The organism is Microbacterium sp. Root166, from assembly GCF_001427145.1.
In the GTDB taxonomy this organism is placed as follows: domain Bacteria; phylum Actinomycetota; class Actinomycetes; order Actinomycetales; family Microbacteriaceae; genus Microbacterium.
The window spans coordinates 122,502-135,257 of sequence record NZ_LMGL01000002.1 but is presented as its reverse complement, the minus strand read 5'-3'; the positions used below and the strand labels follow the sequence as shown (position 1 = coordinate 135,257).

Sequence of the window (12,756 nt, the reverse complement as noted above, 5' to 3'; positions counted from 1 at the left end):
TGAGTGTACGGCCGGGCTCGGACACACCACAGCGGGCATGCGAAAGGGCCGGGACCCGAAGGTCCCGGCCCTTACGATCCAGAGCGGTTCAGCTGCTGATCAGCTCAGCGGCCCGACAGCTTCTCGCGCAGAGCGGCGAGTGCCTCGTCGTCGGCGAGCGTTCCGCCGGTGCTGCTGTCGGAGGAGAAGCTCGAGCTCGACGAGCCCGTGTCGGCCGGAGCGTTCGCCTCGGCCTCGAGGGCCTTGGCGACGGCAGCCTTGTGAGCCTCCCAGCGACCCTGGGCAGCGGCGTACTCCTGCTCCCACTTCTCGCGCTGAGCGTCGAAGCCCTCGAGCCAGGCGCCGGTCTCGGAGTCGAAGCCCTCGGGGTACTTGTACTCCCCGTTCTCGTCGTACTCGGTGACCATGCCGTAGAGGGCCGGGTCGAACTCGGTGCCGTTGGGGTCGACCGACTCGTTCGCCTGCTTGAGCGAGAGCGAGATGCGGCGACGCTCGAGGTCGATGTCGATGATCTTGACGAAGACCTCTTCGGCGACCGACACGACCTGCTCGGCGAGCTCGACGTGCTTGCCCGACAGCTCGGAGATGTGCACGAGGCCCTCGATGCCGTCCGCGACGCGAACGAACGCACCGAACGGAACGAGCTTGGTGACCTTACCGGGCGCAACCTGGCCGATGGCGTGGGTGCGGGCGAAGACCTGCCACGGGTCCTCCTGCGTCGCCTTGAGCGAGAGCGACACGCGCTCGCGATCCAGGTCGACCTCGAGGATCTCGACGGTGACTTCCTGACCGACCTCGACGACCTCGGAGGCGTGCTCGATGTGCTTCCACGAGAGCTCGGAGACGTGCACGAGGCCGTCCACGCCGCCCAGGTCGACGAACGCGCCGAAGTTGACGATCGACGAGACGACACCCTTGCGGACCTGACCCTTGTGCAGGTTGTTCAGGAACGTGGTGCGCGACTCGGACTGCGTCTGCTCGAGCAGCGCACGGCGCGAGAGCACGACGTTGTTGCGGTTCTTGTCGAGCTCGAGGATCTTCGCCTCGATCTCCTGGCCGAGGTACGGCGTGAGGTCGCGGACACGACGCAGCTCGATGAGCGAAGCCGGCAGGAAGCCGCGGAGGCCGATGTCGACGATGAGGCCACCCTTGACGACCTCGATCACGGAACCGGTGACGACACCGTCGTTCTCCTTGATCTTCTCCACGTCGCCCCACGCACGCTCGTACTGCGCGCGCTTCTTGGACAGGATCAGACGGCCTTCCTTGTCCTCCTTCTGGAGAACGAGGGCTTCGACCTCGTCGCCGACCTTGACGACCTCGTTGGGGTCGACGTCGTGCTTGATCGAAAGCTCGCGCGAGGGAATGACACCCTCGGTCTTGTAGCCGACGTCGAGGAGCACCTCGTCGCGGTCGATCTTCACGACGATGCCTTCGATGAGGTCTCCGTCGTTGAACGACTTGAGCGTCAGTTCGATCGCAGCGAGGATGTCTTCAGCAGATCCGATGTCGTTGATCGCGACCTGCTTGGTGGCCGGGACGGCCGTTGCGGTAGTCATGTAGTGGGTTGTCCTTGTTGGGTTGGGGGTATCGGGCCCGGCTCGATGCGCTGCTTCCGGCCGCACGATGGCGAACGGATGCCTCGAGCCGAAGCGAAGCGGATTGTTGTGGTGCGATGGCACTCTGCTGCCGGAATGAACCGGAGCCGAGGCGTGGCGATATAGCCACACGAGTGACACTCCAGGGTAGCAGAACGCGGGGGGCCACCGGGATGTTCCCCTGAAGCCGGCGTTGACCGCTCGACCAGGCCCTACCGAGGCAGGTCGAGCGGCGCGGTCGTCGTGCGATCCGGATCGAACGGCCGATCCCGAACCGCTGGCGGATCGCCGCGCAGGTGCGCGAGGCGCTCGTCCTCGCGCCGCTGCGCATCGGCGAGCCAGCCCCACCCGCGGTGCGCGTCGGGGTCGGAGCTCGGTCTCCACTCGACGGTGGGGTTCGCCGATGACGCGGATGACGCCGACAGCGGCGGAAGAGGTGGGAGCGGCGGCAGCGGCGGCCGCGGGTCCGCGACCCGGGCCTCCCGCGGCACGAAGGCCGCCACGGTCGCGTGCAGTCCGCCCTGCCGCACCGCCGAACCGCGCAGCCCCGCCTGCGCGATCACGCGCTGGATCGTGATGCCACGCGCGTCCGGGTCGCCGACGAACCGGATCTCACGAAGTCCCTGCTCCTGTGCGGCGGACTCGAAGACGAAGTGCCCGTAGCCGAGGATCCGCCCGATCATCGGCTTGTGCACCGAGATGTCGAGGATGCGCGACAGCGGCATGATGGCGATGCGCTGGGACAGGATGCCGTGCACCCGGAACACCCGCATGTTGGTGATGACGAAGCGGTCGGTGTGCCGCTCGAGCATTCGCCACAGCGCATGCAGCACGACGGCACCGCCCAGCACGAACGGCACCCACCACGCCTGCTCCGGAACGAAGAACACCAGCAGCAGCACGACCGTTCCGCCGAACAGCTCGAGCGCTGCGGAGACCACCGCGGCCCAGTGCTTGCGCACTTCATCGATCACCACTTCGCCCTGGTCGGCGATGAGGTGCTTCTCGATCCGCGGATCGAACAGGGTCATCCGCCCGCGAGCGTCACGAAGAAGTTCGTGACCGACACACCGGCACCCCAGACCGCGCCGACCGCACCCTGCACGGCGGTGGCGGCATCCTGCGGACGCGTGACCAGGTAGAACAGGGCGAATGCGATGACCAGGCCCACGACGAGGCGCTTGACGAGCTTCACGATTGAGGGGTCCCTTCCGACCACAGGCGATCCCTCGGGAGCGCACAACCCTGCTTTCCTACCCCGATGTCGCGTCGACGCGTCGCAGGCGCGCGGGCGGGCCGCCGATCACTAACGGGCCTGCCGGAGTGCCTACGCTGGGCGCATGGCCATCGAACCGGGCACCTACCGCCACTTCAAGGGCGCCGAGTACGACGTCATCGGCGTCGCGCGTCACAGCGAGACCGAAGAGGAGCACGTGGTCTACCGCGCCCTCTACGGCGAGCGCGGGCTGTGGATCCGACCCGTGTCGATGTGGACGGAAGAGGTCGACCGCGACGGCTACCGCGGGCCGCGCTTCACTCGGGTGGGGTGACGGATGCCGCGGCCGCGGCATCCGATCCCTTCTCGACCTGCGCGAGCAGACTGTGCCGACGACCCCAGAGCAGATAGAACCCGAGCACCACGGCCACCCAGACCGCGAACCACACGTACGTCGACAGCCCAAGGCCGGTGATGAGGTACACGCACGCGAGGATCGACAGGATCGGGATCACCGGGTACAGCGGCACCTTGAAGGCGCGCGGCAGGTCGGGGCGCGTGCGGCGCAGCACCATCACGCCCACGGAGACCACGATGAAGGCGACGAGGGTGCCCATCGACACGAGATCCCACAGGTTCGACAGCGGAATGAGACCGGCCAGCAGCGCCACCACGACCGCGGCGGCGACGGTCGAGAAGACCGGCGTGTGCGTGCGGGGGTTCACGCGGGAGAAGATCTTGGGGATCAGCCCGTCGCGGCCGATCGAGTAGAGGATGCGGGACTGGCCGAACAGGGTCACGAGCGTCACGGAGAAGATCGAGATCACCGCGCCCGCCGCGAGCAAGGTCGCCGGCCACGACGCGCCGAGCACGTCGCCGAGGATGACGGCGAGGCCCGCGCTCTGCTGTGCGGGATCCTCGAAGCCCTGCCAGGGCTGCGCGCCGATCGCGGCGACCGCGACCAGCAGGTATACCGCGACCACGACGACGAGCGCGATGAGGATGGCGCGGGGCAGCGCGCGCTGCGGGTCCTTGACCTCGTCGCCGGCGGTGGAGACGGCATCCAGTCCGATGAAGGTGAAGAAGATGGTGCCGGCGGCCGCGGTGATGCCCGCGGCCCCGTGCGGCGCGAACTCGGCGAAGTTGTCGACCGAGAACGCCGTGAGCGCGATCGCGGCGAACATCACGAGCACGCCGATCTTGATGATCACCATGACGGTGTTCACGACGGCCGATTCGCGGGTTCCGCGGATGAGCAGGACGGCGCAGAGCCCGACGAGGATGACGGCCGGAAGGTTGATGATCCCGCCTTCGAGCGGGCCCACCGTCAGCGCCTCGGGAATCCCCCATCCGAAGAGGTCGCTCGTCAGCCGACTGAGGTAGCCGCTCCAGCCGGAGGCCACCGCCGCGGTCGAGACGCCGTACTCGAGCATGAGGCACGCGGCCACGCCCATCGCCACGATCTCGCCGAGGGTGGCGTAGGCGTAGGAGTAGGTCGAGCCAGACACCGGCACCGCGGACGCCATCTCGGCGTAGCAGACGGCCGAGAGCCCGGCCGCGATCGCCGCCATCAGGAACGCCAGCAGCACGGCCGGACCCGCCAGCGGAACGGCCTCGTGCATCACGAAGAACACGCCCGTGCCGATCGTGGCCCCGACGCCGAGCATCGCGAGCTGGAAGGTGCCGATACGGCGGGTGAGACCGCCGGGGGCGGCGACGGGCGGCGTGATCGGCTTCCTGCGGAACAGCTCGCGCGCGACGCTCATTCGACGACCTCCCTGGCGGCGTGACGGGTCCGTGCGAACCCGCCTGCCACCGTACCCTCCGGAGCGCCGCGGCCCGATTCGAGCGTGCGCGGCAGGCGCCTGGCACCATGGATCCATGTGGATCGGCTGGATCGAGTTCGACCTGCTGCTGGGCGACGTGCACTCGCTGAAGGAGAAGCGCGGCATCCTGCGCCCGATCATCGCCGAGCTCTCCCGCCGCACCGAGGCCGCGGCGTCCGAGGTGGGCGAGCACGACCTTCATCGCCGCGCCGTGATCGGCGTCGCCGTGGTCGGCTCCGGTGCATCGCACGTGCGGGACGTGCTCGACCGGGCGGAGCGGGTGATGGCCGACCGCCCCGAGATCACGCTGCTCTCGGCGCGGCGCGGCCTGCACTCCAGCGAGGACTAGCTCGTTTCGAGTGTCGAGTTGCCGGTCCGTGCGGCTTTCGAGCGCTCACGCCCGCCAGGACCGGCAACTCGACGATGCCGGGCCGGTCGGGGTCAGTTGAGGTTGCGCGTCGAGGCGGGGATGACGCCGTTGCGGTAGAGGTCGGCGGCGACGTCCTGCAGCGCGGTCAGCGCGACGCGCTGGGTCGTCGGGCCGTACGAGATGCGTGCGACGCCGATCGCCTCGTACTCCGCCGCGCTCAGCGCGCCGGGCAGCCCGATCACGCTCAGCTTGCGCTCGCCGATGCCGTCCACGAGCCGGCGGGTGACGTCGGCATCGAGGATGCCGGGGACGAAGACGAGATCCGCGCCGGCGGCCAGGTACGCGCGGCCGCGCTCGATGGCGTCGGCGATCGATTCCTCGATCGGCCGGTCGCCCGCGCGCACGATGGCGTCGGTGCGGGCGTTGAGCACGAACGGCACGCCCTCCGCCTGCCCTGCCGCGATGATCGCCTCGACGGCCGCGACGGACTCGTCGAGCGGGCGGAGCCGGTCTTCGACGTTCGCTCCGACGATGCCCTTGCCGATCGCGCGCCGGACCGTCTCGCCCGCATCGCCGTAGCCGGCATCGAGGTCGGCGGTCACCGGAAGGTCGCCGGCGGCCTCGACGATGCGACCGACCATATCGAGCATCAGCTCGAGAGGGATCTTCTCGCCGTCGGCGTACCCGAACGTCGCGGCGATCGAGTGACCGGCCGTCGCGATCGCGCGGGTCTCGTCCAGCGCGGCGATCGTCTTGGCGGACACGGCATCCCACACGTTGACGACCCGGAGGATCTCGGGGGCGGCGTGCAGCTGGGCGAGGGACTGTGCTTTTTCGACCTGAGAGCTCATCCCTCCACGCTAACGGCGGCGTGCGCCGTCGGGGCCGTCGCCGTAACGGTCAGTCGATCGCTTCGACGTACACCCAGCGTCCTCCGCGGCGGACGAAGGCGCTGCGCTCGTGGAGAACGCCGCGCTCCCGGTCCTGCCGCCAATGCGCGCGGAACTCCACTTCGCCCGTGTCGTCGTCGGGACCGCCGGCTCGGGTCGCGAGGACTTCGAGACCGGTCCACCGCAGGCCGGGGTCGAGGTCGAGATCGTCCGGCCGCGTCCGCGGATGCCACGTCAACCGGAGGTGTCGCACATCGCCCAGCGAGAAGGCGGTGTAGCGGGAGCGCATCACGCGCTCGGCTGTGGGCGCCGGGGTCCCGTCGAGGATCGGGCCGCAGCATCCGTCTAAGCGCTCGCCGGATCCGCACGGGCACGGCGCCTCGCCCGCGGCGATGCGCTGCGCTGCCTGACCGAACGACATCAGACCCCCGCCCGGGTGGCGCAGTCGACGCAGCGCGTCGCGCCCGGACGCGCCTCGAGGCGGGCGGGCGGGATGACGCGGCCGCAGTCCTCGCAGATCCCGTCGACGCCGGCACGGCGCCGGTCGATCGCATCGTCGAGCTCGGCGAGGTCGCGTTCCGCCGCCTGGCGCAGACCGACCAGGCGCGCCCACTCAGAAGAGAGGGTGACGCCCTCGGGATCGTGCTCGTCATCGGCGACGTCGCTGCCGCGATCCGACCGCAGCCTGTCGATCGCGTCGTCCATGGCCTTCAGGCGCGCCACCGCGTCAGCGCGCGTCGCGTCGAGGAGCGCGTCGCGATCGGCGTCGTCGGGTCGGGTCGTCATCGCCCTCGAGCGTACGGTGCGGAGCGGATGCCGAGGCCCGGCCGCTTCGGATTGCACGGCGTTTCGAGGCCGGCACGGGGCCTCGCTTCGGCTCGTGGTTTACGGGGTGAACGGACGCGACATGCCGCCTCGCCCGTCACAGACGCGGCGTGTTGCGTCCGTTCGGATCGGGCACGAGCCGGGTCCGGGAATCCGCCCCTGAACAGCCGGTTCACAGGTCGCGGTGGGATTCTTGAGGTGTCCGCGATCCGCCGTGCACCCGAGCGGCGAGGCGAACCGCGACAGCGGCGTCCCCGCGTGGGACGCCCCCTTGTGCCCTCCCCCAGGGCACACCGGGGGCGGCCTCTTCGAGCCGCTCCAGAGTCGGCGGTCTCGGCCCCCCACGGGATCGCCGGCTCCTCCCCCGGTCTGCTGACGGGAGCAGGATGCCGGAAGCCCGCTGCCACGTGTGGATAAGTCCGAGGCCGGCGACAGCGGGGCGGCTACCGTGGTGGGCGTGATCTCCCGTCTCGCTCCGGTGGCCGTCGCGATGGCTGTGCTCGCCGCAGTCCTCACCGGCTGCACGCCGGAGCCCGAGGAGACCGACCCGACGCCGGTATTCTCCAGCGAGGCCGAGGCCTTCGCGGCGGCGGAGGAGACCTACCGCGCCTATGTCGACGCCCTCAACCAGGTCGACCTGAGCGACCCGGAGACGTTCGAGGAGGTCTACGCATGGACCACCGGGGAAGCGAATTCCGCGGCAAGGACCACGTTTAGTCAGATGCATGCCGACAGCTGGACGGTGTCAGGGGAGAGCTCGCCGACTCTAATTGAGCCTCGCTCGGCAGGCGGAGCCGAGGTGACCGACGTGGAATTGGCTGTGTGCCTCAACGTCGCGGGGGTGAATCTGGTCGACGCGGACGGTCAGTCGGTTGTCGCTTCTGATCGGCCCGCTGTCCAGACGATGCTGATTTCGCTCGAAGCGTCTGACGCGACCCCGACCGGTTGGACGATCCGCGACATCGAGGGCAGAGAAGGCGATCCCCAGTGCGAATAGCCCACCGCGTCGTGACGGCAGCCTCGGTAGTGCTCGTAGGTGTGCTTCTGGGGCCGGCAGCCCACGCTTCTGGTGACGACTGCGACATCACTGGTTGGCAGACGAGTTGCGATGTCGCCAACTCAGGGTCCCAAGTCGACATCACCGCCGGCCTCGACCGCCCAGGAACGCCCAGACCCGACAACGGCCCGGGCGCCGCGCGGCCGAGTGAGCCCGATCCTGCTCCGCCCGAGCCCGGATGCGACGAGGGCGACCCGCGATGCGGGTTCATCGTCGTCGGCGTCCCGGACGTCACCCTCGCCGACATCGCGTCGTTCCGTCCCGCTGCCCCGACCCTCACCGGCGAGCCGACCGGATTCGGGGTCGTGGGGATGCCCACGAATCTGGTGGCCGAGGCATCCGAGCAGCGCCTCACCGGAACGCTGCTCGGCTGGGACGTCACGGTGCGCTTCGTTCCTGCGGCATTCGTCTTCGACCACGGCGACGGCACCACCGCAACGGCGACCACCGGCGGCGCGAGCTGGGAGCGGCTCGGCCAGGCGCAGTTCAGCCCGACCGCCACCAGCCACGTCTACCGAGAGCGCGGCACCTACCCGGTCGCGGTGACCGTGCAGTACGCGGCGTCGGTCGACTTCGGCAGCGGCACCTGGCGTCCTGTCCCCGGCCGGGTCAGCGTGACCACCGCGGGCTACGACGTCCGCGTCGTGGAGGTGCGCACGGCGCTCGTCGACCGCACCTGTGCCGAGGATCCGTCCGGCCCGGGCTGCTGACGGCCCGCGCGCAACCCGCAGTCCTCGCTTCGCTCAGGGCGCGAGGGGCCGCTGGGCCGTGACGCGGCGCACCATCCGCACGGCGCCGCGCACCGGCATCCCGATCGCCCACGCGATCGAGCCCGAGGCGGTGCGGTCCGAGCCGCCGAGCGCCACCTTGCGCTCCCACGCGTCGCGAAGCGCGCCGCCGCGACGGCTCAGCGCCGGCCTCGCCTCGAGCTGTCCCGCTCGCCCCGCCGCGACCAGCTCGTTCATCCGCACGACCCAGTCGTCGGCATCCTGATCATGGAAGTAGTTGTCATCGCGCCAGCCGGCCACAGGCTGCCGGAACCGGCGTTCGACGACGTCATCTTCACCGGCCAGCAGCCCGGCGTCCGCAAGGACCTCGTTGATCAGCTCCGGCGCGACGCCGAACGTGTCGAGCGCGATGACCGGGATGCCCCGCGCCACTGCTTCGATCGCCGCCGTCGAGCTCACCGTCACCAGCCCCTGGGCGCGGTCGAGCGCTCGCGACATCGGCTCGGTCGAAGTCACGAGGTTCGCCGGCAGCGTGCCGAGTTCGGCGAGCAGATCAGGGTAGCCGTCGTGCTCGACGTGCGTCTGCTGCTCCCCCGCCGCCGCGCGCAGCTTCACCACCACTCGGCGCGACGGGTCGGCGCGGGCCGCGCGAACGAGCAGGCGCGCCACCCGCAGCCGGTCCTCGCGCTCCAGCGGCACCCTGGCCTGCGCGGCGAACACCAGGTCTGTGCCGGCGCCACCGCCGGGCCTCGTGCCGGCAGCCCGCGCGAACGGCAGGGTCGCGAGCGCGAAGCGCTGCTCGAGCCCGTAGTGCGCGGCGAGCGCTGCGAACTCTCGCCTCTCGCGCTTCGAGTGGACGATGAACAGGTCGCACTGGGCGCGGTAGTGGAGCGCCTTCCGGGTCGCGGGAATCGAGATGCCCGGGAGCCCGGCGACGATCACCGGCCGTGGCGACAGGGCCGCGGCATCCCGTGCCAGCACTCGCACGAGCGGCCCGCGCGCGGCGACGACCACGACATCCGGTCGCAGCGCCGCGAGGCGCTCGCGCAACTCGGTGTACTCGACGGACGACACCGCCCCAGGCTCGAGGCCGCTTCCGCTCAGTGCGGTCCGCAGCTGCGCCGGGCTGACGACCAGCGGTGTCTGCACGACCAGGAGCGCGGCATCCCACTCCTCATCCAGTCCCCCGAGCAGCGCCGCCGCCCACTTGACGTAGGAGTCGGTGTCGGCCAGGGCGACGATGCGCCTCACGCGGGGACGCGCCGCAGCTTCGCCATCGGTGCGAGCTCGCCGGGGTAGACGCGCTTGACGCCGTCGCCGAGTGCCGCCTCGATCACACGGATGTCGCGGACCAGGTGCTGCAGGCCGGTGGGTTCGAGCGACGCCGCGTGGTCGGAGCCCCACATCGTGCGGTCCAGCGTGATGTGGCGCTCGACGGCGACGGCCCCGAGGGCGACCGCGGCGAGCGAGATCTGCAGTCCGCGCTCGTGCCCGGAGTACCCGACCGGAACGCCGGGATACCGGTCGCGCAGCGCCGGGATCATGCGCAGGTTCGCTTCGGACGGGTCCATCGGATACGTCGAGGTCGCGTGCATGAGCAGCAGGCGCTCGGTGCCCAGCACATCGATGGCGGCGTCGATCTGCTCGATGGTCGACATTCCCGTCGACAGGATCACCGTCTTCCCGGTGTCGCGCAGCGCGCGCAGCAGTGCGTGGTCGGTGAGCGATGCGGACGCCACCTTGTGCGCGGTCGCCCCGAGGTCCTCGAGGAAGGCGACGCTGGGCTCGTCCCACGGCGACGCGAACCACTCCAGGCCGCGCAGCAGGGCGTGGTCGGAGATCTCGATGTACTGGTCGCGGTCGAACTCGACCCGGCGGCGGTACTCGAGGTAGGTCATGGTGCCCCACGGCGTCTCGCGCGTCACATCGCGCATGTGCTCGGGGGTGGCGATCTCGGGCGTGCGCTTCTGGAACTTCACGGCGTCGGCACCGGCGTCGGCGGCGACGTCGATGAGCTTCTTCGCGAGCTCGACATCGCCGTTGTGGTTCAGGCCGATCTCGGCGATCACGTAGGCGGGACGACCGCCTCCGACGACGCGGGATCCGATGGTGACGGTCATGGTGCCTCCTGTGCAGGGGATGGAAGATGAGCGGATGCCGCGGCCCGGCCCGCCAGAACGCGATCGGCCAGATCGCGCACGGCGCCGGCACCGCCGGGGCGGTCGAGCACGACCCGAGCGGCGGCGAGGACGAGCGGATGGGCCCCGGGAACCGCGACGGGCCAGCCGACGAGGTCGAGGCAGCCGAGGTCGTTGACGTCGTTGCCGACGTAGGCGATGCGCGAGAGCGGGATGCCGCGACCCGCGGCCCATTCGCGGAGTGCGACGGCCTTGTCGGAGACGTCCTGGAGCGCATCCACGCGGAGCTTGCGCGCGCGGGCGCCGACGACAGGGTTGGCCTCGGTCGAGAGGATCAGCACCGGCACGCCGGCCTCGCGCAGCAGCGCGACGCCCATGCCGTCGCTGCGGCTCACGGTGACTGATTCGACGCCGTGCTGGTCGAGCGACACCGAGTCGTCGGTGTGGACACCGTCGAAGTCGGTCACGACCGCGTCCACGACGATGGGCTCGGAGCTGTCTACGAGCGGTGAGATGGCCCGCGCGATCTCGAGCTCCTCGGCCGTGTCGATCTCGACGGCCGTGCGTGCGGCGACATCGACGAAGCCGACGCTGCCGAAGAACCGGTGCCCCGACGCCCGGAATCCCGCCGCGCGCACGACGTAGAACGCGCCCGTCTCGAGGTGGTGCGGCTCGCGGTCCTGGCGGCGGAGCCGGTGATCGGCGTCGTGGTTGACGGCTTCGGCCGCCGACCCGGCGGTCTTCGCCCACAGGAACCCGTACGTCTCCACGGCCGCGAACACGCTGTCGCGGCGGCGCGAGCACACCAGCTGCACCGCTCGCTCGAGCGCGGCGACATCGATGAAGGGCGAGGTCGCCTGGACGAAGGCGAGAACGCCGACGTCGACCCGGCGCTCCTCGAGCACCGCGAGCGCGTGCAGGAGCGCACTCTCCGAGCTCGCCGTGTCGCCGGCGAGATCGCCGGGGCGCTCGACGATCTCGGCACCCCACTCGGCGGCGACGGCGGCGATGTCGGCGTCGTCGGTGGTGACGACGACGCGGTCGATCGCGGCGCACCGGCTCGCGGCCCGCACGGCGCGGGCGATGAGCGGGATGCCGCCGACCCGGCGCAGGTTCTTGCCGGGCACGCCCTTCGAGCCGCCCCGGGCGGGGATGATCGCGACGACCTCGCTCATGCCGGCTCCCTCACGCCGGTGGAGCGACGGCCGGCACGGATGTCGACGCCGCTCCCCCGCAGCACCAGCGGCAGCGTGGTCGTCGTGCTGGACGCCAGGGTGCGGATCTCCAGCGGTCCGGTCGCTCCCGCCAGGACGAGCTCGACCGGCAGGTCGGTGCGGCGGACCGTGATCCCGCGGATCGCCGCGACCGCCGCGAGCTGCGCGGCGGGCTCGCGGCGATGGGGCAGGTAGGTCGCCGGGGCGGCGGCCGCGGCATCCCGAACCCAGTCGAGGTAGGCGGCGAGACTCAGCCGGCCGTCGACCGGCTGGGCGCTACCCAGAATGACGCGTCCGCCCGGGTCGGCGACGGCGGGAGCAGTGCGCCTCGTCCACTCGAAGGAATGACGACGGATGCCGAAGCCGCGGTCGGCGAGCGCATCGGCGCGCTCGGCGCCGAGGTCGAAGGCGGTGAACAGGTCGGCACGACCCTGGGCCGCGCGATGCAGGACCGTGGCCCGCACGAGCGGAGCGATCCGGGTCGTGAGGCCACGCTCCATCACGCCCGGCCGGGCGTACGGGCGCCGTTCCAGCAGCGCGTCGGCGTACGCGATCGTCTGCGCTCCGTCGTCGAGGAACGTGACCCGGTGCGGACGCAGCAGGGAGGCCGCGGCCCGGAACTGCCCGGAGAACCCGTCGCCCACGAGCCAGTGGCCGTGCCGGGCGAGGAGCGAGAAGGGGATGCCGAGATACGGCTCGAGGTCGCCGAACCGGGCCCCGCGAGCGAGCAACTCGTCGGCCGTCGCCGACATCTGCGGGGTCAGCCGGCCCGCGACGGGGACGGTGGTGCCGTGCGCGTCGGCCCATTCCGCGGCGCCGACGAGCTGCAGCGGGGACTCGACCCACGCGAGAACGTCATTGCGAGCCATGCCCCCACGGTGGGCGGGACACGTG

General features: G+C 70.8%; 15 protein-coding genes. 4 read left to right on the top strand and 11 right to left on the bottom strand.

What is annotated here, in order from left to right; translation table 11 throughout:
* Window positions 1-104: 104 nt before the first annotated feature.
* From rpsA to ASD56_RS16380, 3 genes are all read right to left on the bottom strand, one after another.
* Entirely contained in the window at window positions 105-1,559 is a 1,455-nt protein-coding gene (rpsA, locus tag ASD56_RS08430) for a 30S ribosomal protein S1 (protein WP_055964204.1), read from the bottom strand.
* Between the two features lie 251 nt (window positions 1,560-1,810).
* Window positions 1,811-2,629 (bottom strand): PH domain-containing protein, encoded by an 819-nt coding sequence (locus ASD56_RS16010; protein ID WP_082541387.1) that lies wholly within the window; start codon window positions 2,627-2,629, stop codon window positions 1,811-1,813.
* Window positions 2,626-2,793: a hypothetical protein gene (locus ASD56_RS16380; RefSeq protein WP_200947483.1), complete on the bottom strand. Its 168-nt coding sequence runs from the start codon at window positions 2,791-2,793 to the stop codon at window positions 2,626-2,628. The genes ASD56_RS16010 and ASD56_RS16380 overlap by 4 nt, the downstream gene beginning before the upstream one ends.
* 145 nt (window positions 2,794-2,938) lie before the next feature.
* On the opposite strand from ASD56_RS16380, the gene ASD56_RS08420 reads away from it, so the two are divergent.
* Window positions 2,939-3,148: a DUF1653 domain-containing protein gene (locus tag ASD56_RS08420; RefSeq protein ID WP_082541386.1), complete on the top strand. Its 210-nt coding sequence runs from the start codon at window positions 2,939-2,941 to the stop codon at window positions 3,146-3,148.
* Here the strand turns inward: ASD56_RS08420 and ASD56_RS08415 are convergent.
* On the bottom strand, window positions 3,132-4,580 hold the full coding sequence (locus tag ASD56_RS08415; protein ID WP_055964202.1) for an APC family permease: 1,449 nt from the start codon (window positions 4,578-4,580) through the stop codon (window positions 3,132-3,134). The two genes, ASD56_RS08420 and ASD56_RS08415, sit on opposite strands and share 17 nt — an antisense overlap.
* A gap of 115 nt (window positions 4,581-4,695) precedes the next feature.
* On the opposite strand from ASD56_RS08415, the gene ASD56_RS08410 reads away from it, so the two are divergent.
* Window positions 4,696-4,989 carry a DUF503 domain-containing protein gene (locus ASD56_RS08410; protein ID WP_055964199.1) on the top strand — a complete coding sequence of 98 codons (294 nt, stop codon included), beginning with the start codon at window positions 4,696-4,698 and terminating at the stop codon, window positions 4,987-4,989.
* A gap of 92 nt (window positions 4,990-5,081) precedes the next feature.
* Here ASD56_RS08410 and ASD56_RS08405 read toward each other — a convergent pair whose 3' ends face one another.
* From ASD56_RS08405 to ASD56_RS08395, 3 genes are read right to left on the bottom strand one after another with little or no spacing between them, the layout of a single operon-like run.
* Window positions 5,082-5,861: an isocitrate lyase/PEP mutase family protein gene (locus ASD56_RS08405; protein WP_055964196.1), complete on the bottom strand. Its 780-nt coding sequence runs from the start codon at window positions 5,859-5,861 to the stop codon at window positions 5,082-5,084.
* Window positions 5,862-5,910: 49 nt separating this feature from the next.
* Window positions 5,911-6,321 (bottom strand): YchJ family protein, encoded by a 411-nt coding sequence (locus ASD56_RS08400; RefSeq protein WP_055964193.1) that lies wholly within the window; start codon window positions 6,319-6,321, stop codon window positions 5,911-5,913.
* On the bottom strand, window positions 6,321-6,686 hold the full coding sequence (locus tag ASD56_RS08395; protein ID WP_082541385.1) for a TraR/DksA family transcriptional regulator: 366 nt from the start codon (window positions 6,684-6,686) through the stop codon (window positions 6,321-6,323). The genes ASD56_RS08400 and ASD56_RS08395 overlap by 1 nt, the downstream gene beginning before the upstream one ends.
* 487 nt (window positions 6,687-7,173) lie before the next feature.
* On the opposite strand from ASD56_RS08395, the gene ASD56_RS08390 reads away from it, so the two are divergent.
* Window positions 7,174-7,722: a hypothetical protein gene (locus tag ASD56_RS08390; RefSeq protein WP_235565616.1), complete on the top strand. Its 549-nt coding sequence runs from the start codon at window positions 7,174-7,176 to the stop codon at window positions 7,720-7,722.
* Window positions 7,723-7,733: 11 nt separating this feature from the next.
* Window positions 7,734-8,492, top strand: coding sequence for a hypothetical protein (locus ASD56_RS08385; protein WP_157535892.1), 759 nt, complete (start codon window positions 7,734-7,736; stop codon window positions 8,490-8,492).
* A 33-nt stretch (window positions 8,493-8,525) separates the two neighbouring features.
* Here ASD56_RS08385 and ASD56_RS08380 read toward each other — a convergent pair whose 3' ends face one another.
* The 4 genes from ASD56_RS08380 to ASD56_RS08365 are packed head-to-tail and all read right to left on the bottom strand — an operon-like array spanning window position 8,526 to window position 12,731.
* Window positions 8,526-9,761 carry a DUF6716 putative glycosyltransferase gene (locus ASD56_RS08380; RefSeq protein ID WP_055964184.1) on the bottom strand — a complete coding sequence of 412 codons (1,236 nt, stop codon included), beginning with the start codon at window positions 9,759-9,761 and terminating at the stop codon, window positions 8,526-8,528.
* On the bottom strand, window positions 9,758-10,630 hold the full coding sequence (locus ASD56_RS08375; protein ID WP_055964180.1) for an N-acetylneuraminate synthase family protein: 873 nt from the start codon (window positions 10,628-10,630) through the stop codon (window positions 9,758-9,760). Before ASD56_RS08375 ends, ASD56_RS08380 begins: the two co-directional genes overlap by 4 nt.
* Window positions 10,627-11,823 (bottom strand): acylneuraminate cytidylyltransferase, encoded by a 1,197-nt coding sequence (locus ASD56_RS08370; protein WP_055964177.1) that lies wholly within the window; start codon window positions 11,821-11,823, stop codon window positions 10,627-10,629. Before ASD56_RS08370 ends, ASD56_RS08375 begins: the two co-directional genes overlap by 4 nt.
* Complete coding sequence (locus tag ASD56_RS08365) at window positions 11,820-12,731, bottom strand: hypothetical protein (RefSeq protein WP_055964174.1); 912 nt, start codon at window positions 12,729-12,731, stop codon at window positions 11,820-11,822. The genes ASD56_RS08370 and ASD56_RS08365 overlap by 4 nt, the downstream gene beginning before the upstream one ends.
* Window positions 12,732-12,756 lie beyond the last annotated feature (25 nt).